Origin of the sequence: Mesorhizobium sp. M1D.F.Ca.ET.231.01.1.1 (genome assembly GCF_003999155.2) — a bacterium.
Taxonomy (GTDB): domain Bacteria; phylum Pseudomonadota; class Alphaproteobacteria; order Rhizobiales; family Rhizobiaceae; genus Mesorhizobium.
Map to the genome: position 1 here is coordinate 199827 of NZ_RZOZ02000004.1, position 22657 is coordinate 222483.

The window sequence follows — 22657 nt, forward strand, 5'->3', positions numbered from 1 at the left end:
GTCCAGCCGGCAACTCGCCTCTCGCAATGGCAAGCGCCTTCGGCTACATGTCCGGCCGGAGACCAAGCTCATGGCCGAGACCGACACCAGAAAAACCATTGTGCTGACCGGCGCCAGCCGCGGCATCGGCCATGCGACGGTGAAGCGCTTTTCACGCGAGGGCTGGCGCGTCATCACCTGCTCGCGACAGGCCTTCGCCGAGGATTGTCCGTGGCCGGCCGGGCCTGAGGACCACATCAAGGTCGATCTCGCCGACCAGGAGGATGTCGGCATCGCCGTCTCGGAAATCCGCCACCGGCTGGAGGCGCATGGCGGGCAGCTCAATGCGCTGGTCAACAATGCCGGCATCTCGCCGAAGCTCAAGGACGGCGGCCGGATGAACTCGATCGAGACGCCGATGCATGTCTGGCGCGACGTGTTCCAGGTCAATTTCTTCGCGCCGATCATGCTGGCGCGCGGCCTGTTCAAGGAGCTGGCCGCGGCCAAGGGCTCGATCGTCAACGTCACCTCGATCGCCGGCACCAGGGTGCATCCGTTCGCCGGCACGGCCTATGCGACATCGAAAGCGGCGCTGGGCTCGCTGACGCGCGAGATGGCGCATGACTTCGGCCCGCACGGCATCCGCGTCAACGCCATCGCGCCGGGCGAGATCGACACGGCGATCCTGTCGCCAGGCACCGACAAGATCGTCGAGACGATCCCGCTCAGGCGCCTCGGCGCCACCTCGGAAGTCGCCGACATCATCTTCTTCCTGTGCACGGGCCAGGCGTCCTACGTGACCGGCTCGGAAATCCACATCAACGGCGGCCAGCACGTCTAATTCCAAGCCGAGGACCGCTCATCCGGTCATGGTGAGAACGGCCTTGCCGCTGAGGCTGCGCTGTCGCAATGCGTCGAGTGCCTGGCCGATCTCTGTCCACGGTGTAGTCAAAGCCACGCGGGTTTCCAGCCGGCCGGCCGCGACTAACCCAAGCAGCCAAGCGATGTCGGCGCCGATGGCTGAGCCGGACGTATAGTAGGCAAAAGTCTGAAGCCGCGCCCCCTCGTGGCCCGGAACGAACTGGCGGAACCCGACCGGCGTCAGCTCGCCGCTGCTCGAACCGAACATGACGATGGTGCCGCCAGGCGCGACGCGTTCGATCGCGTCTGCGAGGCTTTGCCCGCCGACCGACTCGGTGATCAACGAAAACGGCCCCTCGGCCAGTTCGATCGACTCGACGACATGCTTGGCTCCCAGCGCATGGAGATCCTCGCCGTGCCGGGAGGCGGCGACCGCGGTCACCGACGCGCGCTGCTCGCGGGCGACCTGGATCTGGAAACGACCGACCGCGCCGCTTGCACCGGTGATCAGGAGCCGCTGGCCGGCCAGGTCGCCGCCATGGCGCAACGTCCTCAGCGCCGTCGTGCCCGCGACCGGAAGCGTGGCTGCGGGCGCGAAGCTGACCTCATCCGGCAGGATGGCGAGACGATCGGTCGGAACGGCGGCACGTTCGGCCCAGCCGGCCTGGTCGACCAAAGCCGCGACGCGCGTGCCCGCGGCCGGGCCTGAGCCGTCGGCGGCTGCCCGCTCGACAATCCCGACGATGTCCTGGCCGGGGATCCAGCCATCCGGGCGGATGCCGAGCAGGCGCAACTCGCCACGATTCAACGATGTTGCATGAACTGCCACCAATGCTTCATCCGGACAAAGCTGTGGCTCGTCAATCCGGGTGAGCTTCAGCCTGTTGGGACTGTCGGAGGAAATAGCGAGCGCGAGCATGGGCCACCTTTGAGATTGGCGGTTGGGGTCGCGATCGAATCGCGACGATGACGGCTCGAGCCTATCGACTTTCGTGGTTGAGTAATTTAGATATAAGGTCAAATAATCGCTAAAAGAAGTCAGTATGAGACAGCCTCTTCGTTGGCCCTGGCTGGATTTCGACGTCGACGATGTGCTCGCCCCCGCGATCGCCGTGCGCGTCGACGTGACCGAGACCAAGGCGGAGGTGCCCGACCACTGGCACCGCAAGGGACAGCTCGTCTTCGCGCTCGGCGGAGGCGTCACCTGCCGCGTTCCGGATGGCCTATGGATGGTGCCGCCGCATTGCGGCGTGTGGATTCCCGGCAGCATGGAGCACAGCAATATCGCGACCGCCAATGCGCGGATATTCTTCGTCTATATCGAGCCCGGCGCGGCCGAGCTGCCGGAACGGTGCTGCACGCTTTCGATCTCGCCGCTGCTGCGCGAGCTCATCATCGAATTGTCGGACTGCGCGCCGGACGATGCGAGATGCGGCTTCCTGGGAAAGTTCCTGCTCGCCGAGCTGCCGCGCATGCCTGTGCAGCAATTGCATCTGCCGGTCTCGGCCGAGCCGCGCCTGCGGCGGATCGCCGAAGCGTTGGCCGAGGATCCGGCCGATCGCAGCACGCTCTCGGAATGGGCGAACCGCGTGGCGCTCAGCGAGAGCAGCCTGGCGCGCCTTGTCGTGAAGGAGACCGGGCTGACTTTCGGGCGATGGCGCCAGCAGCTGCATCTGATCGTAGCACTTCGGGAACTATCCTCCGGCGCCAGCGTGCAGCGGGTCTCGGGCGATCTCGGCTATGAATCCGTCACGGCCTTCATCACCATGTTCAAGAAGGCTCTGGGCAAGCCGCCGGCAAAATATCTCAGCGATATCGCGCAACACGGCGGTTCCGCATTTATCGCTTGATCACGCATTTATCCCTTGATTACGCAGCGCGCGCAGGCGGGCATATCAGGCAGGCCGCGGCTTGATCTCGACAGCGGCCTCGCTCAACCGAGCGGGCGCCATGCCGGTAACCACCTCGACGATGCCGCGCGCTATTTCGCGCTCGCCCATGATCACCGTATCGGCGCCGAGCCCCTTGAGGTGCTCGACTTCGGCATCGGAATGGGCGCGCGCAATGACGCTGATGCCGGGATTGGCTGCGCGGGCCCTGAGCACGACCTGCCCGGCTTCGAAGGCGCTGGGGATGGCGAGAATCAGGCGTTTGGCGCCTTCTGGATTGGCGGCTGAAAAGACGTCCGCATTGGCGGCATTGCCGGCCACCGTTTCGACGCCATCCTCCTTGAGCTTGGCCAGCGTCTTGTCGGCGTCCTCGATGACCAGGAAGGGCAGGGCGGCCTCCTTCAGCGCTGCCCCGACGAGGCTGCCGACACGGCCGTAGCCGATCAGGATAGAATGGCCGGTCTGCGACGTGCGCGGCGGCGGATCGTCCTCTTTCGCCGGCGCCGCCGCCACCGAAGCCGCCTGGCCAGGCTCGGTCGCCGGACCGATCGGCTTTGCCTCTTCGGGGGCCCTGCCTGCGCGCCTTTCCAGCCATGGTTTCATCCGGTCCACGGCGAGGAACATCAGCGGGTTGAGCAGGATCGACAGGATGGCGCCGGCCAGGATCAGGTCGCGGCCCTGCTCCGGCAACAGCTTCAGCCCGACGCCGAGCTCGGCCAGGATGAAGGAGAATTCGCCGATCTGGGCGAGGCTGGCCGAGATCATCAGCGCTGTCGCGACCGGATAGCGGAAGGCAATGACGATGACGAAGGCGGCGAGCGACTTGCCGATGACGATGATGGCCAAAGTGGCCAGGATCGGCAGGCCGTTGCTGACCAGACTGAACGGGTCGAACAGCATGCCGACCGAGACGAAGAACAGGACGGAGAAGGCGTCGCGCAGCGGCAGCGATTCCTCGGCCGCCCGGTGGCTGAGCTCGGACTCGCTCATGATCATGCCGGCGAAGAAGGCGCCGAGCGCCAGCGAGACGCCGAACAGCTTTGCCGCGCCAAACGCGACGCCGAGAGCGATGGCCAGCACCGAGAGCCGGAAGAGCTCGCGCGAGCCGGTGTGGGCGACATAGTGCAGGACCCAGGGGATGACCCGGCGGCCGACGACCAGCATGACGATGACGAAGGCGACGACCTTGGCGAGCGTCACGCCGACCACGCCCCATATGCCGTAGCTGGCGGGCAGCGATAGCAGGCTCGTATGGTCGTCGGCCTGCGGCTGGCCGCCCAGCACGCCGGCAAGCGCGGGCAGCAGCACCAAAGCCAGCACCATGGCCAGGTCCTCGACGATCAGCCAGCCGACGGCGATGCGGCCGCGCTCGGTCTCGATCAGCCGCCGTTCCTGCATGGCGCGCAGCAGCACGACGGTCGAGGCGACGGAGAGCGCCAGGCCGAAGACCAGGCCCGCGCCCAGCGACCAGCCGAGCAGCCAGGCCAGCCCAGCGCCGAGCAACGTGGCGAAGCCGATCTGCACGACGGCGCCGGGCACGGCAATCGCGCGGACCGACAACAGGTCTTTCAGCGAAAAATGCAGGCCGACGCCGAACATCAGCAAGATGACGCCGATCTCGGCCAGCTCGTTGGCAAGCCCGGCATCGGCGACGAAACCCGGTGTGTTCGGCCCGACCAGCACACCGGCTACGAGATAGCCGACCAGCGGGGGAATGCGGAAACGGTTGGCCAATGCGCCGAAGACGAAGGCAAGCCCCAAACCGGCGACGATTGTGGCGATAAGGGGCGTGTCATGCGGCATTGTCTCTTGCGCGCCTTTCAGAAACTGCGATGTCGGATGAGCGCCCGCCGAGGCTGTCGCCTTTCGCAGTATGGTGGAGGGCTTGGCGATGATGCAACCGCTGTGACGCAGAAATCGGCGCCGGGAATACTACGGAGGCCGAAAATCGCAGCCGGCCTCCGCGCGGGCGGTCGCGCGGCGCCAATCCCATGGCGTTCGATAGCCTCTCGCTGCCTGGCTCAGGCCGCTTGAAGGAGTTTCTCGATCTCGAAGATGGTGTGGTTGGTCAACGTCTTCGGTATCTGCGCCTTCACCTTCTCGCAGACCTCCTTGTGCAGCTTCTGCCGCATCTCGCCGAGCACCTGCGGCGGCGCGATCAGCACGACCTCGTCGAAGTCGCCCCGATGCGCAAGCTTGTAAAGCCGCTCGGCGATATCGTCGGCAAAACGTTCCTTGCCGAGGCGATGCCAGTCGGTCTCCTCGATGGCGCTGCGGGGCCCTTCAGCGTAGCGGCCTGGCTTGTCGGTGCCTTGCTCCCGGGTGGCCGGGTTTTCCTGTTCCATTTCCTGCACGACCTGCAGGTTCGGATATCTCGTATCGCCCTGGTTGCGGAGGAAAAGCGCCTTTTCGCCGTCGGCCACGATGACCCAAAGATCGTGTTTCAGCCTGATGCTCATAACGCTCCTCCTTTTCAGCTTCCGGCCTGTCGACGGAGCTTCAAAATGCGATCTGTCGGCAGGGATGTGATTGCTAGCAAACGTGCCGCCGAGCGTGATTGTTCCCGTCGGCGACGACCGCTCGATCATCTTTTGCGGGGCATCACCCGCCGCCTCGCGAGAGCACGGCTTTAATCTACTAACTTAGTAGAAATTAGAAAAAACTGTTTTGCCGCGCTGCGTGGGCGACGCTAAAAATTACGCTGCATCAATGGGTGCCGGCGAGGTGTCTGGCCACCTCAGGCCACGGCGTAGAATTTTTTTCTCCTGCCTTTCGCGGTTGCGAAAAAGCGATTGCCTGCCATCGAGGGATGCGCGAGTGCTTGCCTTCTGGTTTTTGCCGCGCCCGCATAAAACTGCCAGACTGTTCTCGTATCGCTTATCGCCATGTCGCAAGCCAACGCCAAGCTCAACGCCTTTCCCGTCTTCATGCGGGTCGACGGCGAAGCCGTGGCCATCGTCGGCAACGGCGAGGTGGCGCTGGCCAAGGCCAGGCTGCTTGCGCAGTCGAGCGCGGCGCTGCGCGTCATCGCCGAGGACGCCGATCCCGAACTTCTGAGTTTCATCGCCGCCGCCGGCGCCGTCCATGTCGATGCCGCCTATGATGCCGCACAGATCGAAGGCGCAGCCATGGTGTTTGCCGCCAGCGGCGACGAGGCGCTCGACCGCCGCGTCGCCGAGGACGCGCGCAGGCTGGGCATCCCGGTCAACGCCGTGGACCGGCCGGAACTCTGCGATTTCTTTACGCCGGCGCTGGTCAACCGCGCGCCGGTCGCCATCGCCATCGGCACGGAGGGCGCCGGCCCGGTGCTCGCGCAACTGCTGCGCGCCCGCATCGATCGCTTGCTGTCGCCTTCGCTCGGCCGGCTGGCTGCCCTGGCGGCGTCGTTCCGCACTGCTGCCGAGCAACTGCCGAAGGGCAATCGCCGCCGCCGCTTCTGGAGCGATTTCTTCGCCGGCGCTCCGGCCAAGGCGGTTGAAACCGGGGAATTCGACAAAGCGCATGAGGCCGCGCTCGACCTTCTGGCTTCGGATGCGCCGGCGGCGGGCCATATCGCGCTGGTCGGCGCCGGTCCGGGCGCGGAAGACCTGTTGACGCTGCGCGCCCACCGCCTGCTGATGGAGGCGGACGCGATCGTCTACGACGCGCTGGTGCCGGAGGCGATCGTTGCCATGGGCCGCCGCGACGCCGAGCGGCTGCCCGTCGGCAAGCGCAAGGGCTGCCATTCGAAGAGCCAGGAAGAGATCAACGCGCTGCTCATCGAGCTTGGCCGCGCCGGCAAGCGCGTGGTGCGGCTGAAGTCGGGCGATCCGCTGGTGTTCGGCCGGGCCGGCGAGGAGATGGCCGCGCTGCGCGAAGCCGGCGTCGCCTATGAGGTGGTTCCGGGCGTCACCGCGGCCTTCGCCGCCGCCGCCGATTTCGAATTGCCGCTGACGCTGCGCGGGGTCTCGTCGTCGATGGTGTTCACCACCGGCCACGACCTCAAGGGCAACTCGCTGCCCGACTGGGCAAAGCTCGCCATCTCGGGCGCCACCGTTGCCGTCTATATGGGCCGCTCGGTCGCTGCCGAAGTCGCCGGCCGCCTGATCGAGGCCGGGCTGTCGCCCGACACCGCCGTCGCCGTCGTCGAGAATGCAAGCCTCGGCAATCGCCGCCGCTTCCACGGCACGCTGGCCGACCTGCCGTCGCTGGAGGAGCGCGCCGATCTCACCGGCCCGGTCATGACCATTATCGGCGACGCGGTGGCCGGCGCCAATTTCGAACGTTCCGAGCCGCTCGCGGCACACAGGCTAGAAGAAACGGCCAGGATCACGGCCGAAGGAGTCCAGCAATGAAGGTTCTGACCGCGAACAGGCTCTCCGACGGCATTGCCGTCTGGTATGCCGATGGCGGCTGGGCGGAGACCGTCGGTCATGCCGACATCGCCCATGACAAGGCGGCGGAGGACCGGCTCGAAGCGATCGGCGCCGAGGCCGCCGCCAACAATGAGGTGGTCGACGTCAATTTGATCGACGTGACCGTGATCGACGGCCTCGTCGAGCCGGTGCGGCTGCGCGAAAAAATCCGCGCCGCGGGTCCCACCATCCGCACCGACATCGGCAAGCAGGCGAGCCCGGCAGCGGCCCGGGCGGCATAAGTCTCAAGGAAAAGCGGGCGGACGCGCCCTGAAAGACGAAGTATGTACCGTTACGACGAGTTCGACCACGATTTCGTAGAGGCCCGTGTCGCGGAGTTCAGCGACCAGGTGCAGCGCCGGCTTGCCGGCGAGATCACCGAGGATCAGTTCCGGCCGCTCCGGCTGATGAACGGCGTCTATCTGCAATTGCACGCCTATATGCTGCGCATCGCCGTGCCCTACGGCACGCTGAACAGCCGGCAATTGCGCATGCTCGGCCATATCGCCCGCAAATACGACAAGGGCTACGGCCATTTCACGACGCGCCAGAACATCCAGTTCAACTGGCCGGCGCTGTCCGATATTCCGGCGATCCTCGCCGATCTGGCGAGCGTCGAGATGCACGCCATCCAGACCAGTGGCAACTGCATCCGCAACGTCACCGCGGACCATTTTGCCGGGGCCGCCGCCGACGAGGTCGCCGATCCGCGTCCCTATGCGGAAATCCTGCGCCAATGGTCGTCGGTGCATCCGGAATTCTCGTTCCTGCCGCGCAAGTTCAAGATCGCGGTGACCGGCGCCGAGCGCGACCGCGCCGCCATTCAGACGCACGACATCGGCCTGCATCTGAAGAAGAACGCGGCCGGCGAGCTCGGCTTTGCCGTCTATGTCGGCGGCGGCCAGGGCCGCACGCCGATGGTGGCGAAGAAGATCCGCGACTTCCTCCCGAAAGCCGATCTTCTCTCCTACTGCACGGCGATCCTGCGCGTTTACAACCTCTACGGCCGTCGCGACAACAAGTACAAAGCACGCATCAAGATCCTCGTCCACGAGACCGGCGAGGAGGAGATCACGCGCCAGATCGAGGCCGAATGGCAGGAGCTGAAGGACGCCGAGCTCAAGCTTCCTGAGGCCGACATTGAGGCCATCAACGCCTATTTCGCGCCGCCGGCGCTGACGGACCGGCCGCAAGGCGATGCTCAGGTGAAGCAGGCGCGGCTCGATTCCAAGAGCTTCTCGGAATGGCTCGACCAGAACGTCGTGACGCACCGCCATCCCGACTATGCGGCGGTGACCATCTCGCTCAAGGGCATCGGCGAGGTGCCCGGCGATGCCACCGACAGCCAGATGGAAGCGGTCGCCGACATCGCCGAGAAATACGCTTTCGACGAATTGCGTGTCAGCCACGAGCAGAACCTTATCCTGCCGCATGTGGCGCGCGCCGACCTCAAGGCGGTCTATGACGCGCTGGTCGAGATCGGCCTGGCGACAGCCAACTCCAATCTGATCAGCGACATCATCTCCTGCCCGGGCCTCGACTACTGCGCGCTGGCGACTGCGCGTTCCATCCCCGTGGCGCAGGAAATCTCGCGCCGCTTCGCCTCGCTGGAGCGGCAGCGCGAGATCGGCGAGCTGAAGCTGAAGATTTCCGGCTGCATCAATGCCTGCGGCCACCACCATGTCGGCCATATCGGCATTCTGGGCGTCGAGAAGAAGGGCACCGAGCTCTACCAGGTGACGCTCGGCGGCTCGGCCGACGAAAACACCTCCGTCGGAGAGATTATCGGCCGCGGCTTCTCCTCGGAAGAGATCACCGATGCCATCGAGCAGATCGTCGATACCTATCTCGGCCTTCGGCTCAGTCCCAATGAACGTTTTATCGACGCCTACCGCCGTGTCGGTCCCGCGCCGTTCAAGGAGGCGCTCTATGCTGGCGAAACCAAGGCCGCTTGACCGTATCGTCGATGTCGAGGCCGGCGTTGCCGCGGAAGCGGCGGGGCTCGACGCGCTGCTCGGGCATCTGAAGCCGATCGAGATCATCGAGCGCTCGGCGCGGGAATCCTTCCGCGGCGAGGTTGCCGCCGTCTCGTCCTTCGGCGCGGATTCGGCGGTGCTCCTGCACATGATTTCGGAGATCGACCGCACCTTGCCGGTGATCTTCCTCGATACCGGCAAGCATTTCGAGGAGACGCTCGGCTACCGTGACGCGCTGGTGGCCGATTTCGGCCTGACCGATGTCAGGGTGATCAAGCCGGAGGAGGCCGCGCTCGGGCGCGTCGATCCGACCGGCCGGCTGCACGAGACCGACACCGACGCCTGCTGCAACGTGCGCAAGGTCGAGCCGCTGGCGCGCGGCGTCGAGCCGTTCCGCGCCTGGTTCACCGGGCGCAAGCGCTTCCAGGCTTCGACGCGCGCGGCGCTTCCGGTCTTCGAGGCGGTCGGTTCGCGCATCCGCATCAATCCGCTGGCGCATTGGACGACGTCGGACCAGGCCGACTATATGCGCGCGCATGCGCTGCGCGAAAACCCGCTGGTCGCCTATGGCTACCTCTCGATCGGCTGCTTCCCCTGTACGCAACCGGTACAGCCGGGCGAGGACGCGCGCAGCGGCCGCTGGGCAGGGCACGCCAAGACCGAGTGCGGCATCCATCTCTCCGGACTGGAGAAGTCGCTGACCGACGCTTCACTTTAGGGTATATCGCTATTCGCGTGATGTCGGCCCCCAAAGTCACGGCTGCTGGCCGTCCGCCGGCTCGCTTGGGACTCTTTGGACTTTAGGATTTTTGATGACTGAATCGACGACACCCGGGACCCGCCTCTGGACCCCGAAGGGTTTTCGCGAGGACGAATGGACCCATGCCGAAAGCGCCGAGGCGCTTGCGGGCAATGGCCGCTTCATCCTGCCGCTGCAGGTCGTCCTCGGGCTCGATGACGAGACCCGCAAGTCGGCCAAGGAGCGCATCGGCGTGCTCCTGCTGCCTGGCGACGAGCTCGACAAGATCGTCGGCCTGCTCGACCAGCTGTCGCTGGTGGCGCTCGCCTTTCCGGCGTTCAATGACGGCCGCTCCTTCTCCAAGGGCGAGCTGCTGCGCGCGCGGCATCACTTCAAGGGCGCGGTCCGCGCCACGGGTCAGGTGCTGGTCGACCAGCTGCCGCATATGCTGCGGCTCGGCTTCGACGAATTCGAGGTCTCCAATCCGGTGCTGTTGAAGCGGCTGGAGGAAGGACGCACCGGCGGCCTGCCGGTCTATTACCAGCCGGCCGCGGAGCCGGAAGCCAAGGGCCCGAAATATTCCTGGCGGCGCAAGCGCCCCGGCTGACGCTGCGGCATCTTTACAAGACTCACCACGAGGTCTTCTCTCACAGGACGGACGGAAACATCCGCCGGGAGGAGAGGATGCGCTACGACTATGTGATCGCCGGCGGCGGATCCGCCGGCTCGACGCTTGCCGCCAGGCTTTCCGAAGACCCGTCGAAGACGGTCTGCCTGCTCGAAGCGGGAGGCGACGGCAAGGACCTCCTGATCCGCGCGCCGGCGGGCATCATCGCGCTGCTGCCCGGACGGCCGAAGCTCAACAACTGGGCCTTCCAGACCGTGCCGCAGGAAGGTCTCAACGGCCGCAGGGGCTACCAGCCGCGCGGCAAGGCATTGGGCGGCTGCAGCGCCATCAACGCCATGCTCTATACGCGGGGCAACCGTCGCGACTATGACGAATGGGCCGACCTCGGCTGCGACGGCTGGTCCTGGGAAGAGGTATTGCCCTATTTCCGGCGCGCCGAAGGCAATCAGCGCGGCGCCGGTGCGCTGCATGGCGGCGAAGGGCCGCTGAGGGTCGCCGAGCAGCAGGAGCCGCGCCCCATCTCGAAAGCCTTTGTCGAGGCCTGCGGCGAAAACCAGGTCAGGCGCAACGACGATTTCAACGGGCCGGAGCAGGAAGGCGCTGGGCTCTACCCCAGGTCACGCAGTTCTGGGGCGAGCGCCGCAACGGCGAGCGCTACTCGGCCGCCGCCGCCTACCTGCACCCGGCGATGAGCCGGCCCAATCTCACCGTCGTCACCGGTGCGCATGCGACGGGCGTCGTGCTCGACGGCAAGCGGGCCAAGGGCGTGCGGTATCGCATCGGCAAAGGCGAGGCGGTGGCGGAAGCCAGGCGCGAGGTCATCCTGTGCGGCGGAGCGTTCGGCTCGCCGCAACTGCTTCTCTTGTCCGGCATCGGTCCGGCGGTCGAGCTCGCGGCTCACGGCATTCCGCTCGTCCACGAGTTGCCCGGCGTCGGCAGGAACCTGCAGGACCATCTCGATTTCATCCTGGCCTGGAAGTCGCGGGAGACGGATCTGATGGGCATCGGCCTCACCGGCATGCCGGGGCTGGTCAGGCATATGCTGCGTTGGCGCAAGGATGGCACCGGCATGATCGCCACGCCTTATGCCGAAGCCGGCGCCTTCCTAAAATCCGATCCGGCGATCGAGCGTCCCGATCTGCAATTGCATTTCTGCATAGCCATCGTCGACGACCATGGCCGCAAGCTGCATATGGGCTACGGCTTTTCCTGTCATGTCTGCGTGCTGAGACCCTATTCGCGCGGCGAGGTGGGATTATCCGGCAGGGACCCGCTGGCGCCGCCGCGCATCGACCCGCGCTTTCTCGAGGACGAGCGCGACGCCGACCTTCTGCTCAAGGGCGTCAGGATGACGCGTGCGATATTGGAGGCGCCGGCGCTGGCGAAGTATCGCCGGCAGGAGATCTATACGGCCGGCGCTTCGAGCGATGCCGAACTGATGGCGCATATCAGGGCGCGCGCCGACACCATCTATCACCCCGCCGGCACTTGCAAGATGGGTATCGACGACATGGCCGTGGTCGACCCGAACCTCAAGGTTCGCGGGCTGGAAGGGCTGCGCGTGGTCGATGCCTCGGTGATGCCGACCCTGATCGGCGGCAACGCCAACGCGCCGACGATCATGATCGCCGAGAAGGCTGCCGACATGATGCGGACGGCTGCTTGACCTCCGCCTGCTTGGTCGGACCAGCTCCGTGGAGTTTGTCGCGGGGCTAGTGTGTTTCACCGTTTCACGGAAACGGTGAAACGCCCTATCTCCTTGTTTTTACGCAATTCCGGACGGAAAACCGCTCACACTTTTCCTGGAATTGCTCTGGCCGGCTTTCTCGCCTTGCCCGAGAGATCGAATCGATCTGGTCTGACCAATTGATCGATTTGCACTTCCTCTTCCGCCGTCGAGCCCTTAGGATAGGGCCATAATTTCACACCTCGAAATAAATAGCTGTCAAGGGAGGACCCGACATGGCAGGCAAGAAGATATTGATGCTCGTTGGCGAGTTCAGCGAGGAATACGAGATTTTCGTCTTTGAGCAGGCCATGCACGCGGTCGGGCATACCGTCCATGTCGTGTGCCCCGACAAGAAGGCCGGCGACGTGCTCAAGACCTCACTGCACGATTTCGAGGGCCACCAGACCTATACCGAAAAGCTCGGCCACGACTATATACTCAACAAGACCTTCGCCGAGGTGGACCCCGCGGACTATGACGCGGTCTACGCGGCCGGCGGGCGCGGGCCGGAATATATCCGCATCGACAAGCGCGTGCAGGCGCTGGTCAGGCACTTCCATGAAACCGGCAAGCCGATCTTCACCATCTGCCACGGCGTGCAGATCCTGATCGCGGTCGACGGCGTGGTGCGCGGCAGGGAAGTGGCGGCGCTGCACTATTGCGAGCCCGAGGTGACGCTCGCCGGCGGCACCTATATCGACGTCGCGCCGACCGGCGCGCATGTCGACGGCAATCTGGTGTCGGCAAAGGGATGGCCCGGTCTTGCCGCCTTCATGCGGGAATGCCTGAAGGTGCTCGGCACCGAGGTCCGTCACGGCGAAGCGCTGATGCGCGACCAGCGCAAGGCAGCCTGACCTCTATCTGCGCCTCGCGCCGCGCGTTTCAAGCTGTTGGGGGCGGCAGTCTACAGACGTCGTTCGCCGCCCATTTTGTCTGCCTCGGCACCCTCCAGGCGGTCGAGCAGGTCCGTGAGCCGCTTGGGCATCTCTTTCTCCAGGCGGAAAGCCGGCAGCGTGCGCAGGAAGCGCTTCGTCGCTTCCGCGCCGACCTGGCGCCGGATATCGTGGGCGAGTCTGGCGCGCCTTTCTGCATTGTTGCCGGTCATGGTCCCAAAATCCTGTGTCGGCTTCGAAACTCTCGCAGCCGGCAATGGTTCCCGTATCAGTCCCCAGAGGCAAGCAAAGCCGTCCGGTACGGTAAAATTTGAATTAATTTGGAACGATCGGGGGAAGGCCGCCAACGGTGCTTGCCCCTTGATTTTTGGCCCTCAAACCTCGATATCGGGCGCAAATCCAAACCAGTCCGAATAACGGGAAACGGCGATGAGCGACCAGGCAAAAGACGAACGCGCGCCCGAGGAAATCGAAGCCAACCAGGCTTCCGGCGCCAAGGCTCCCGGCGAACGTGCGGAAGGCGGCGTCGACGGCGACTACGAGGCGCTCGTGCGGCTGCTGAAGGAAAACGAGGAACTGAAGGACCGGGCGCTTCGCGTGGCGGCCGAAATGGAGAACCTGCGGCGCCGCACGGCGCGCGACGTGCATGACGCGCGCACCTACGCGGTGGCCAATTTCGCGCGCGACATGCTGTCGGTGTCGGACAATCTGCGCCGCGCGCTCGACGCCATTCCGGCCGAGGCCAAGGCCTCCGGCGATGCCGGCTTCAAGGCGCTGATCGAGGGCGTCGACCTCACCGAGCGCGCCATGCTGTCGGCGCTGGAGCGACACGGCGTGAAGAAGCTTGCGCCGGAAGGCGAGAAGTTCGACCCGAACTTCCACCAGGCGATGTTCGAGGTGCCCAACCCGGACGTTCCGGCCGGCACCGTCGTCCAGGTCGTGCAGCCGGGCTATTCGATCGGCGAGCGCGTGCTGCGGCCGGCGATGGTCGGCGTCTCCAAGGGCGGCCCGAAGGCTGCCGCGGCCGAGGCGCCGGTCGAGCCGGGTCCGGTGAACGAGCAGGCTGAGAAGGATGCTTGATAGCGAATAGGAAGTAGTGAGTAGCGAATAGCGAAGCTGGCTACCAACCGCACAGCTTCGTGGTATTCACTACTACTCGCTATTCGCTATTCACTACTCGCTCACCCATGAATCCCATCGAGCTGCTCGACTATGCCGGCGTCGCGGTCTTCGCGGCGACGGGCGCGCTTGCCGCGTCGCGCAAGGAGCTCGACATCATCGGCTTCCTGTTCCTGGCCAGCGTCACCGGCATCGGCGGCGGGACGCTTCGCGACGTCATCCTCAACCTGCCGGTGTTCTGGGTCGCCAATAGCCGCTATGTGCTGATCTGCGCCGTTGTCGCCGTGCTTGTCTTCTTCAGCGCCCATCGCGTTGAATCCCGCTACAAGCTGCTGCTCTGGCTCGACGCGATCGGGCTTGCCGCCTTCGCGGTGATGGGGGCGGCAAAGGGCCTGGCGATCACCGGCTCGCCGGTCGTGTCGGTCATCACCGGAGTGCTCACCGCGACCTCCGGCGGCATATTGCGCGACCTGCTCGCCGGCGAACCTTCCGTGCTTTTGAGACCCGAAATCTATGTCACGGCCGCGCTCGCGGGCGCCGCGCTCTTCACGCTTTGCGATCTTGCCGGCATGCCGGCGCTCCCATCCAGCCTGCTCGGCTTCGCGGCGGCTTTCCTGGTGCGCGGTGGGGCGCTCAAGTTCGGCTGGTCGTTCCCGGCCTATAAGAGCCGGCCCGGGCGAAGGCCGGAGGATATTCCGTGAGCGAGCGAATAGTGAATAGGGAGTAGCGAATAGGGATTGAACGGACAGGTCCCGCCACTTTCTGCTATTCGCTATTCGCTATTCGCTATTCGCTATGCAGCGAAGCGCTGCCCTTCACCGCCATAGTAGTTGACGTAGCGGGCGCCGATTTCCTTGACCGGCATGACGACGAAGACGTCGACCGTGGAAAATTCGTGGTCGATGACGCAGCCGTCGCCGATGCGCGCGCCGACGCGCAGATAGCCCTTGACCAGCGGCGGCATGGCGGCGATCGCGGCCTTGGCATTGACCGCCTCGATCGGCATCAGGTCCATCGAGCAGTAGCGGCCCGCCACCGCCCGGACGTCCCAGGCCTGGTCGGTGCGGCAATGATGCGCGAGATAGGTCAGCGCCTCCGCATGCGCGGCGGGCACGATGCCGTGGAAGGAGGCGCAACCGGTCATCACGCCGATGCCATAGTGGTTGATATAGGCCCAGATGCCTTGCCAGAGCGCCTCGATGGTCCGCTTGGAGCGGTACTCCGGCAGCACGCAGGAGCGGCCGAGCTCGAGGAAGCGCTGGCCGGGATGGCGCGCGACCAGCTTGGTCAGCTCGAACTCGCCTTCGGAGTAGAAACCGCCCGCCGCCGTGGCGATCTCCTGCCGCAGCAGGCGATAGGTGCCGACGATGCGGCGGTGCTCGGGGCCCGGAAGCGAGGTGTCGAAAACCAAGAGATGGTCGCAGAGCGGGTCGAAGCGGTCTGCATCGCGCCGGTCCTGCGCCTGGAACAGATCCTTCCTCGCGCCAAGCTCGTCATAGAATACCCGGTAGCGCACTTCCTGGGCGGCCGCGATCTCGGCCTCGTTGCGGGCGAGCCGCACTTCAAGATTGCCGATGCGGCCCAGCGGTGCGCCGTTTGCGACGGAGTCGGCGGTGCGAGCGCCGAGCAGGGCGCTGGCGTTCGGCCGAGCATCGCATTCAGGCATGACTGTATGCACGAGTGATTCTCCTTCGAGCCATCCCTCTTGGCACGGGGATACGGTGTAGGTGCAACAGGATTGTGACAGTACCGTGATACGGCGGGCCCGGCAATACTTCGTCGGCTGGGCAATACCCTCAACCGGCTATCTTACGGCTGTGAAAGCCAAGCAATCCAAGGCGTTCGGGAAAGTCTAAAAAATTCGTTACGCCGCAGCCTGGCTCTCGACGGCCTGGACGAGCGCATCGGGGTCGAGAGGCTTGGTGACGAAGCCGCTGGCACCATGGGCCAGCACGGTGTGGCGCGTCTTTTCCTGGCTGTCGGCCGAAAGCACCATGATCGGGACCGGCGGCACGGCAAGCGCTTCCTCATGGCGGCGGATGGCAGCGATCGCGTCCAGCCCGTCCATCACCGGCATGTGCAGGTCCATCAGGACGACGTCGAAACGATGCTTGAGGCCGGCATCGGTGACGGCCTCGACCGCAGCCTTGCCGTTGCCAACAATCTTGACGCGATGTCCGGCCTTGAGAAGCGTGGCGCGGGCAAGCATTGCGTTGATGTCGTTGTCCTCGGCGATCAGCACGGACAGCCCCTGGTCGCGGCGGCGGGCGGACGTGGCGCCACGCGGCTGCGGCTGCGGCTCGGCGGGTGCCGGCACATGGCTGGTCAACAGCACGCGCAGCAGCGTTTCGCCGCGCACCGGCCGGGCGAGGAACGTCGCGTAGCCGTTGGCGCGGAATTCGCCGAGCATGCCGCGATCGGCGGGTGCGATCAGGGTGACGGCCTCGCAGTCGACAAAACCGCTCTGACGCAGCCGCTTGAGCAGGCGGCCGTCGCTGTTTTCGAGCGCGGCGTCGACCAGAAGCACGTTGCAGCCGGCGGCGAAGGCAGCGGCCTGGTCCGGCGTGGCCGCAATCTCGACGCCGCCGCCATGCGCGCGGATGGTGCGGGCGATGGCGTCGGCCTCGACGGCGTTCCTGGATACGATCACCGCGCGCCGATCGGAGAGGATGCTCCGGCGATATTGCGGCGGTTCGGTTGCCGCGGTCGCCGGGATGTCGAAGACGAATTCGGACCCTTCGCCGAGCCGGCTCGAAACCGAGATCGTGCCGCCCATGGCGATCACCAGCCGCTTGGAGATGGCAAGGCCGAGACCCGCGCCGCCATGCACCCTGGTCGAAGTGCCGTCGGATTGCTCGAATTCCTCGAAGATCCGCTCCATATCCTCCTCGCGCAGCCCCGGACCGGTGTCGGCGATGGTGAAGCAGATGCGGTCCGCGCTCTCGCTGCGGGCGCGCGAGACGGTGAGCAGCACGCCGCCCGCGTCGGTGAACTTGACGGCGTTGCCGATGAGGTTGAGCAGCACCTGGCGCACGCGGCCGGGGTCGGCGGTGATCATCTGCGGCACGTCGGGCTCGACATGGCAGCCGAGGCCGATGTTCTTGGAGAAGGCTTTCGCCGCCAGCAGCTCGATGATGTTGTCGGCGATCTCGCGCAGCGACGTCGGCTGTGGCTCGGGATCGAAGCGGCCGGCCTCGATCTTGGAATAGTCGAGCAGGTCCTCGATCAGCGCAAGCAGCGAGCTTGCGGATGTCGAGACGGCGCCGACATAGGTGCGCTGCTCGGGCGACAGGTCGGTATCGGCAAGCAGCTTCGCCATGCCCATGATGCCGTTCATCGGCGTGCGGATCTCGTGGCTGACTGTGGCAAGGAAGCGCGACTTGGCCTGGCTGGCGTATTCGGCCCGCTCGCGGGCGGTGATCAGCGAGGATTCAGCGCGCTTGCGGGCGGTGATGTCGCGGGCGATCGCCCGATGCGAGACAGCGCCGGTATCCCTGTCGCGCACCGAGAGCTCGATCCAGGAGAACCAGCGCGGCCCGTTCGGCGTGCGGATGGCGACGTCGGTGGAGCTCAGGCATTCATGGTCCGAGAAGGCGGCGTCGGGCACGACGCCCACGTCTATGCCGAGCTCGGAAAGCGTCTTGCCGGCGAGATCGCGCTGATCCGTGTCGACGAGCGAGGCGAACACCTTGTTGGCGTAGACGATGTGCCCGTCGCGGTCGCGATGCACGACGAGATCGCCGAGCGCATCGATCAGGCCGCGAAAACGCTCCTCGCTCTCCTGCATCTCCCACATGCGGTCGGCGAGCGTCTCGATCTCGGCGCGGCTGCGGGCGGCCGTCTCGTCGAGAAGTAGAGCGGCGCGGCGCTCGGTGCGCTGGTTGCGCAGATGCATCATCAGGCCGCCCAGGCCAGTCGCCAGCAGGCCGATGGTGATGAAGATCGGCGCTCCGGTGAGGTGCGCCAGCCCGGCCAGCACGATGATCGCGACGACCGTCAGGAACGACAGGCCTTCGCGGCTGGCCGGCGGCAATTCGGGAGCCAGCGGCGGCGCGATAAGCACCTGCCGCTTCGGCGTGTCCGGACCCAGCCCGTCATCGCCTGCGGTCTTGCTGTCCTGTCTGAAGTCGGAGTCCGCGAACATGCGGGAAACCTTGCCAGACAGAGATTATGGAAGACTGGGGCGGATCGTTCGAATTTTAGTCGTCTGAGCCAATTCGGGCGGTTTCTGCGCGTTTTGGCGCAATTCCGCACGGAAAACCGCCGAACGCTTCTCCTGGAAGGCACTACATATCGACGACCACGCGGCCCCTGATCTTGCCGTCGACGATGTCGCGCGCGGCGCCGACGATGCCGTCGAAGCCGATCGAGCGCGACAGCGTCGACAGCTTCCTGAGGTCGAGGTCGGCGCCGATGCGGCGCCATGCCTCGAGGCGGACCGGTTTCGGCGCCATGACGGAATCGATGCCGAGCAGCGAGACGCCGCGCAGGATGAAAGGCGCGACGCTTGTCGGGAGGTCCATGCCGCCGGCCAGGCCGCAAGCGGCGACCGCGCCGCCATAGGACGTCATCGAAAGCACGTTGGCGAGCGTATGGGTGCCGACAGAGTCGATGCCGCCGGCCCAGCGTTCCTTGGCGAGCGGCTTTGCCGGCTGGCTGAGCTCGTCGCGCGAGATCACCTCGGCCGCGCCGAGATCGATCAGATAAGGGCTTTCGGCATTGCGTCCGGTCGAGGCGATCACACGGTAGCCGAGAGTGGAGAGGATCGAGATGGCGACCGAGCCGACGCCGCCGGCGGCCCCCGTCACCACCACCGGCCCGCGATCCGGCACGATGCCGTGCCGCTCCAGCGCCATCACGGCGAGCATCGCGGTATAGCCGGCGGTGCCGACGGCCATCGCGTCATGCGGGATCATGCCGTCGGGCAGCGGCACCAGCCAGTCGCCGTTGACGCGGGCGCGCCCGGCATAGGCGCCGTAATGCGTCTCGCCGACGCCCCAGCCGTTGAGGATCACGCGATCGCCCTTGCGCCAGTCGGCATGGGAGGAGGAAATGACGGTGCCGGCGAAATCGATGCCGGGCACCAGCGGCCAGCGGCGCACGACCGGAGCCTTGCCGGTGATGGCGAGCCCGTCCTTGTAATTCACGGTCGTCGCCTCGACGGCGACGGTGACGTCGCCTTCCATCAGGTCGGCGTCGGAGAGGTCGACGATTTCGACCGACTGCTTCTTTTCGGCGTCGCGCGAAATGAGGATGGCTTTGAAGGTGTCGGACATTTTTGTCTCCTCGATTCCGGCGGTTTGTTATTGCGCAGTTGCCTCGACTTTGAGGCGGTGGTCGCGCGAGGTCAATTGCCTCGGTCCTGGGGTTTGGTCTCCCGCCGCCAGCCGATCAATTCGTCGAAGACGACGAGCGCGGCGCCAACCGAAATGAAGGCGTCGGCGAGATTGAACACCGCGAAGGACCAGACCGGCGTGTGAAACAGGATGTAATCGATGACGTGGCCGTAGACCGCGCGGTCGATCAGATTGCCGAGCGCGCCGCCGACGATCAGCGCAAAGCCGATGCGGGCAAGGACATGGCCGGCGGGCGTGCGCGCCGCCAGATAGAGCACGAAGGCCACGACGAGCACGGCGATGACCACCAGGCCGGTGTCGCCGAAGGAGGAGAACATCGAGAAGGCGATGCCGGTGTTGTAGGTGCGAAACAGCGCCAGGAAGGTCAGGAGATCGACCTTTTCCTGGAAGGCGAGGCCGTTCTCGACCAGCTGCTTGATCCACTGGTCGAGCGCGATGGCAACGACGATCAGAAGGACGTAAGGGGACCAGGATTTCACTTAGCAGCCCTATCGCGTGTCGGTGGCGGGGTCGAGCTTCAAGGCGCCGCGCCTGATCTCGAACAGCATCACGCCGGTGGCGACCGCCAGATTGAGCGAATCGGCGCGGCCGGCCTGCGGGATCCTGAGCAGCCGATCGCAGCTCTCGGCGAGGTTGTCGGGCAGGCCCTGCTGCTCGTTGCCCATCAGAAGCAGGACCGGGCCTCTGGAGAAGTCGACCGAGCGGTAGTCGACGGCGCCCTTCAGATGCGTGCCGGCGACCAGGCCCGGGAAATCGCGGCGCCAGGCGAGGAAGGCCTGCTCCGTCGCCCTGGCGACCGGCACGGCGAAGATCGAGCCCATGGTGGCGCGCACCGTTTCCAGCGAAAACGGATCGGTAGTGTCGCCGACCAGGATGATGCCTTTGGCGCCGACGGCATCGACGGTGCGGATGACGGTGCCGAGATTGCCAGGGTCGCGCACGCGGTCGAGCGCAACCCAGACATCGCCGTCCGTGGCGCGGATATCTTTTAGCGGCAGCGTCTGCTGCGCGAAGACGCCGACGACCATTTGCGGATTCTCGCGGCGGGTGATTGCCGCCAGCACCTTCTCCGAGACTTCGAGCACGGTGCCGCCTGCGGCGACCGTGCGTGCCGCGACCTTTTCTATCGCCGCGTTGCCGCGCCCGGCCTTGGCAAAGACCAGGGTGCGGATTTGCCAGCCGAGGTCGAGCGCGTCGATGACCAGCTTCAGGCCTTCGGCCATGAAGGCGTTCTGCTGGTCGCGGAATTTTTTCAGCGCCAGCGCCTTGATGTCCTTGACCAGCGGATTGGCGAGGCTGGTGACTTCCTTGACCTGCCCGACCGGGCGATGTCCGTCATATGCGACCATTTCAAGCCACCCAGCGCGAGAACAGCGAGGTCGACAGCGCGCGGCCGGCGGATTTCTCGCGGATGATCAACTCGCCGGATTCGACCGTTCCGCCCATGCCGGCGAAGGTATCGCGCATCAGGGCATGGATGGCGAAGAAGGAGGCGCGGATCGAATAGGCGGTCAGAACCACGGCCAGCGGCTTCGGCGTCAGGATCGAGCGGCAGAGGTCGGTGAGCCTTGGCAGATCCTCGAACAATTGCCAGACTTCGCCCTTCGGGCCGCGGCCATAGGCGGGCGGGTCGAAGAGCACGATGTCGTAGCGGCTGCCGCGGCGCTCCTCGCGCTCGGCGAACTTCACCGCATCCTCGACGATCCAGCGGATCGGCTTGTCGGACAGGCCGGCCATCTCCTGGTTCTCGCGCGCCCAGCCGATCGCTTTCTTGGAGGCATCGACGTGGGTGACCTCGGCGCCGGCGCGTGCGGCGACCAATGAGGCAAGCCCGGTATAGCCGAAAAGATTCAGCACCTTGACCGGACGCCTGGCCGCCGCGATCAGCCCGGCCATATGGTCCCAGTGCGAGGCCTGTTCGGGAAAGACGCCGACATGGCGGAACGAGGTGAAGCGGCCGAGATAGTCGATGCCGTCATGCTTCATCGGCCAGGTCTCGCCGAGCGGCGCTTTCGGGAAACGCCAGCGGCCGATGCCTTCCTCGTCGGTATCGCCGGTGAAGATGGCGTCGGCGCGCTCCCATTCCTTGGCGGCAAGCGCCCGCTGCCAGATCGCCTGGCCTTCGGGGCGAACGATGCGGTAGGGGCCGTACTGCTCCAGTTTTTCGCCGGCGCCGCTGTCCAACAGCGCATAATCGGCATTGGGCGCGACCTCGAGGATCAGCGGCAGCCGCTCGGCGGGCAAGGGACCCTCGCGGCGCTGGAGCACCCGCGGCGCAGGGTTGGCGTCCTGCCGATGCGGGGATTTCGTTTCCGGGCGCTCGCCGGTCTTTGGCCTTGCCGGGGCAAACGTGTCGTGTGGGCGCACCGGCTCTGTTCTTGCAGAGTGCGGACGGCTGTCGCGGCGTTTGTCGCGAAAGGATTTCAAGAAGAGGCATCTCCGGCGGTTCGGCCCGCTTCTGCCACAGCTATGCCCACCGGCGCAACAAAGGCGCGTGCAGCGCGGCCATCCGGAGCTTAGACCTGGCGGATCGACAGCATGCCGAAAGCAAGCGAAATGAAACCGATGGCCTTGGCGGCCGTAACCGCCATATGGCCGGTCTCCCAGCGCAACCGGATGGCGGCGAAATTCTCGGGGATCGGTCCGGGTGTCCACGTCGCGAGGACGTCGTTGGCCGGTTTGACGAGCCCGAACCAGAGTGCCAGCGAGACGGCATAAAGCAATGTAGCGACTAGGACGAACCAGAAGGCAGTGGCTTGGGCGCGCAGCATCCACGCAAGCAGTGCCGGACAGAGGATCGCGGCGAGATCGAGCGGCGCTCCTACTAGCAGAAACAGCTGGAACTGTGCGTTGAAAACGGTCGCCTCGCGCCAAAGCGCGGGCGACCACCTCGTCAACCTGGAAAGCGATTCCAGGGCATGGGCAAAGGACGGTCCTAGGCTGAGCGCCGCTATCGTTATGGTCAGGACCGACCAGAAGAACAGATATCCGCGCATCTCCATCGAGGGACAACGGCATCGGAGCGCAGGCGTTCCGACGCTGCCTTGCAGCGGCGCGCGCTGGGGACCTATGGTCGGGCTGCAGCAAACAGCA

General features: G+C 65.6%; 21 protein-coding genes and 1 pseudogene. 11 read left to right on the top strand and 11 right to left on the bottom strand.

Going from position 1 to position 22657, the window contains the following annotated elements; translation table 11 throughout:
- Positions 1-70: 70 nt before the first annotated feature.
- Positions 71-820 (top strand): SDR family oxidoreductase, encoded by a 750-nt coding sequence (locus tag EN874_RS13505; RefSeq protein WP_126087592.1) that lies wholly within the window; start codon positions 71-73, stop codon positions 818-820.
- Between the two features lie 18 nt (positions 821-838).
- Here the strand turns inward: EN874_RS13505 and EN874_RS13510 are convergent, their stop codons facing one another.
- Positions 839-1759 carry a zinc-binding dehydrogenase gene (locus EN874_RS13510; RefSeq protein WP_127425179.1) on the bottom strand — a complete coding sequence of 307 codons (921 nt, stop codon included), beginning with the start codon at positions 1757-1759 and terminating at the stop codon, positions 839-841.
- 124 nt (positions 1760-1883) lie between these two features.
- Here EN874_RS13510 and EN874_RS13515 point away from each other — a divergent pair, with 124 nt between their 5' ends.
- Positions 1884-2690, top strand: coding sequence for a helix-turn-helix transcriptional regulator (locus tag EN874_RS13515; RefSeq protein WP_127425180.1), 807 nt, complete (start codon positions 1884-1886; stop codon positions 2688-2690).
- A 45-nt stretch (positions 2691-2735) separates the two neighbouring features.
- Here the strand turns inward: EN874_RS13515 and ybaL are convergent, their stop codons facing one another.
- Together ybaL and EN874_RS13525 are read right to left on the bottom strand one after the other, a co-directional pair.
- Positions 2736-4532: a YbaL family putative K(+) efflux transporter gene (ybaL, locus tag EN874_RS13520; RefSeq protein WP_168247482.1), complete on the bottom strand. Its 1797-nt coding sequence runs from the start codon at positions 4530-4532 to the stop codon at positions 2736-2738.
- Positions 4533-4750: 218 nt separating this feature from the next.
- A complete protein-coding gene (locus tag EN874_RS13525; RefSeq protein ID WP_127425181.1) occupies positions 4751-5188 on the bottom strand; it encodes a host attachment family protein in 438 nt (145 codons plus the stop codon).
- A 426-nt stretch (positions 5189-5614) separates the two neighbouring features.
- Between EN874_RS13525 and cysG the strand changes: the two genes are divergently transcribed.
- The 7 genes and pseudogenes from cysG to EN874_RS13560 all read left to right on the top strand — a co-directional run bounded on the left by cysG (position 5615) and on the right by EN874_RS13560 (position 13049).
- Positions 5615-7063 carry a siroheme synthase CysG gene (cysG, locus tag EN874_RS13530; protein WP_127425182.1) on the top strand — a complete coding sequence of 483 codons (1449 nt, stop codon included), beginning with the start codon at positions 5615-5617 and terminating at the stop codon, positions 7061-7063.
- Positions 7060-7365: a DUF2849 domain-containing protein gene (locus EN874_RS13535; RefSeq protein WP_127425183.1), complete on the top strand. Its 306-nt coding sequence runs from the start codon at positions 7060-7062 to the stop codon at positions 7363-7365. The genes cysG and EN874_RS13535 overlap by 4 nt, the downstream gene beginning before the upstream one ends.
- A gap of 42 nt (positions 7366-7407) precedes the next feature.
- On the top strand, positions 7408-9078 hold the full coding sequence (locus EN874_RS13540) for a nitrite/sulfite reductase (RefSeq protein WP_127425184.1): 1671 nt from the start codon (positions 7408-7410) through the stop codon (positions 9076-9078).
- Complete coding sequence (locus tag EN874_RS13545) at positions 9053-9817, top strand: phosphoadenylyl-sulfate reductase (RefSeq protein ID WP_127425185.1); 765 nt, start codon at positions 9053-9055, stop codon at positions 9815-9817. Before EN874_RS13540 ends, EN874_RS13545 begins: the two co-directional genes overlap by 26 nt.
- A 94-nt stretch (positions 9818-9911) precedes the next feature.
- Positions 9912-10445, top strand: coding sequence for a DUF934 domain-containing protein (locus tag EN874_RS13550; RefSeq protein ID WP_127425186.1), 534 nt, complete (start codon positions 9912-9914; stop codon positions 10443-10445).
- 77 nt (positions 10446-10522) lie between these two features.
- Positions 10523-12132, top strand: a pseudogene (locus EN874_RS34830) (GMC family oxidoreductase N-terminal domain-containing protein).
- 296 nt (positions 12133-12428) lie between these two features.
- Positions 12429-13049, top strand: a complete 621-nt coding sequence (locus tag EN874_RS13560) for a DJ-1/PfpI family protein (protein WP_127425187.1) — start codon at positions 12429-12431, stop codon at positions 13047-13049.
- A gap of 50 nt (positions 13050-13099) precedes the next feature.
- On the opposite strand, the gene EN874_RS13565 is transcribed toward EN874_RS13560, so the two are convergent.
- Positions 13100-13300 carry a hypothetical protein gene (locus EN874_RS13565; protein WP_126087602.1) on the bottom strand — a complete coding sequence of 67 codons (201 nt, stop codon included), beginning with the start codon at positions 13298-13300 and terminating at the stop codon, positions 13100-13102.
- 217 nt (positions 13301-13517) lie between these two features.
- Between EN874_RS13565 and grpE the strand changes: the two genes are divergently transcribed.
- Both grpE and EN874_RS13575 read left to right on the top strand, forming a co-directional pair.
- Positions 13518-14168, top strand: a complete 651-nt coding sequence (gene grpE / locus EN874_RS13570) for a nucleotide exchange factor GrpE (RefSeq protein WP_127425188.1) — start codon at positions 13518-13520, stop codon at positions 14166-14168.
- Between the two features lie 107 nt (positions 14169-14275).
- Positions 14276-14908, top strand: coding sequence for a trimeric intracellular cation channel family protein (locus tag EN874_RS13575; RefSeq protein WP_127425189.1), 633 nt, complete (start codon positions 14276-14278; stop codon positions 14906-14908).
- Positions 14909-15000: 92 nt separating this feature from the next.
- Here EN874_RS13575 and EN874_RS13580 read toward each other — a convergent pair whose 3' ends face one another.
- The 7 genes from EN874_RS13580 to EN874_RS13610 all read right to left on the bottom strand — a co-directional run bounded on the left by EN874_RS13580 (position 15001) and on the right by EN874_RS13610 (position 22566).
- Complete coding sequence (locus EN874_RS13580) at positions 15001-15885, bottom strand: GNAT family N-acetyltransferase (protein WP_126087605.1); 885 nt, start codon at positions 15883-15885, stop codon at positions 15001-15003.
- Between the two features lie 186 nt (positions 15886-16071).
- Positions 16072-18351, bottom strand: coding sequence for a PAS domain-containing sensor histidine kinase (locus tag EN874_RS13585; RefSeq protein WP_127425190.1), 2280 nt, complete (start codon positions 18349-18351; stop codon positions 16072-16074).
- Positions 18352-18493: 142 nt separating this feature from the next.
- Positions 18494-19483 (bottom strand): MDR family oxidoreductase, encoded by a 990-nt coding sequence (locus EN874_RS13590; RefSeq protein ID WP_127425191.1) that lies wholly within the window; start codon positions 19481-19483, stop codon positions 18494-18496.
- Positions 19484-19554: 71 nt separating this feature from the next.
- A complete protein-coding gene (gene lspA, locus EN874_RS13595) occupies positions 19555-20043 on the bottom strand; it encodes a signal peptidase II (RefSeq protein ID WP_127425192.1) in 489 nt (162 codons plus the stop codon).
- A 9-nt stretch (positions 20044-20052) separates the two neighbouring features.
- Positions 20053-20913 carry an RNA methyltransferase gene (locus EN874_RS13600; RefSeq protein ID WP_127425193.1) on the bottom strand — a complete coding sequence of 287 codons (861 nt, stop codon included), beginning with the start codon at positions 20911-20913 and terminating at the stop codon, positions 20053-20055.
- Between the two features lies 1 nt (position 20914).
- Positions 20915-21991, bottom strand: coding sequence for a class I SAM-dependent rRNA methyltransferase (locus tag EN874_RS13605; RefSeq protein ID WP_127425194.1), 1077 nt, complete (start codon positions 21989-21991; stop codon positions 20915-20917).
- A gap of 89 nt (positions 21992-22080) precedes the next feature.
- Entirely contained in the window at positions 22081-22566 is a 486-nt protein-coding gene (locus tag EN874_RS13610) for a DUF1772 domain-containing protein (RefSeq protein WP_127425195.1), read from the bottom strand.
- Positions 22567-22657 lie beyond the last annotated feature (91 nt).

Coding starts and splice junctions, on each gene's coding strand:
- EN874_RS13505 (WP_126087592.1), top strand. CDS start 71: ATGGCCGAGACCGACACCAGAAAAACCATTGTGCTGACCGGCGCCAGC.
- EN874_RS13510 (WP_127425179.1), bottom strand. CDS start 1,759: ATGCTCGCGCTCGCTATTTCCTCCGACAGTCCCAACAGGCTGAAGCTC.
- EN874_RS13515 (WP_127425180.1), top strand. CDS start 1,884: ATGAGACAGCCTCTTCGTTGGCCCTGGCTGGATTTCGACGTCGACGAT.
- ybaL (WP_168247482.1), bottom strand. CDS start 4,532: ATGCCGCATGACACGCCCCTTATCGCCACAATCGTCGCCGGTTTGGGG.
- EN874_RS13525 (WP_127425181.1), bottom strand. CDS start 5,188: ATGAGCATCAGGCTGAAACACGATCTTTGGGTCATCGTGGCCGACGGC.
- cysG (WP_127425182.1), top strand. CDS start 5,615: ATGTCGCAAGCCAACGCCAAGCTCAACGCCTTTCCCGTCTTCATGCGG.
- EN874_RS13535 (WP_127425183.1), top strand. CDS start 7,060: ATGAAGGTTCTGACCGCGAACAGGCTCTCCGACGGCATTGCCGTCTGG.
- EN874_RS13540 (WP_127425184.1), top strand. CDS start 7,408: ATGTACCGTTACGACGAGTTCGACCACGATTTCGTAGAGGCCCGTGTC.
- EN874_RS13545 (WP_127425185.1), top strand. CDS start 9,053: ATGCTGGCGAAACCAAGGCCGCTTGACCGTATCGTCGATGTCGAGGCC.
- EN874_RS13550 (WP_127425186.1), top strand. CDS start 9,912: ATGACTGAATCGACGACACCCGGGACCCGCCTCTGGACCCCGAAGGGT.
- EN874_RS13560 (WP_127425187.1), top strand. CDS start 12,429: ATGGCAGGCAAGAAGATATTGATGCTCGTTGGCGAGTTCAGCGAGGAA.
- EN874_RS13565 (WP_126087602.1), bottom strand. CDS start 13,300: ATGACCGGCAACAATGCAGAAAGGCGCGCCAGACTCGCCCACGATATC.
- grpE (WP_127425188.1), top strand. CDS start 13,518: ATGAGCGACCAGGCAAAAGACGAACGCGCGCCCGAGGAAATCGAAGCC.
- EN874_RS13575 (WP_127425189.1), top strand. CDS start 14,276: ATGAATCCCATCGAGCTGCTCGACTATGCCGGCGTCGCGGTCTTCGCG.
- EN874_RS13585 (WP_127425190.1), bottom strand. CDS start 18,351: ATGTTCGCGGACTCCGACTTCAGACAGGACAGCAAGACCGCAGGCGAT.
- EN874_RS13590 (WP_127425191.1), bottom strand. CDS start 19,483: ATGTCCGACACCTTCAAAGCCATCCTCATTTCGCGCGACGCCGAAAAG.
- EN874_RS13600 (WP_127425193.1), bottom strand. CDS start 20,913: ATGGTCGCATATGACGGACATCGCCCGGTCGGGCAGGTCAAGGAAGTC.
- EN874_RS13610 (WP_127425195.1), bottom strand. CDS start 22,566: ATGGAGATGCGCGGATATCTGTTCTTCTGGTCGGTCCTGACCATAACG.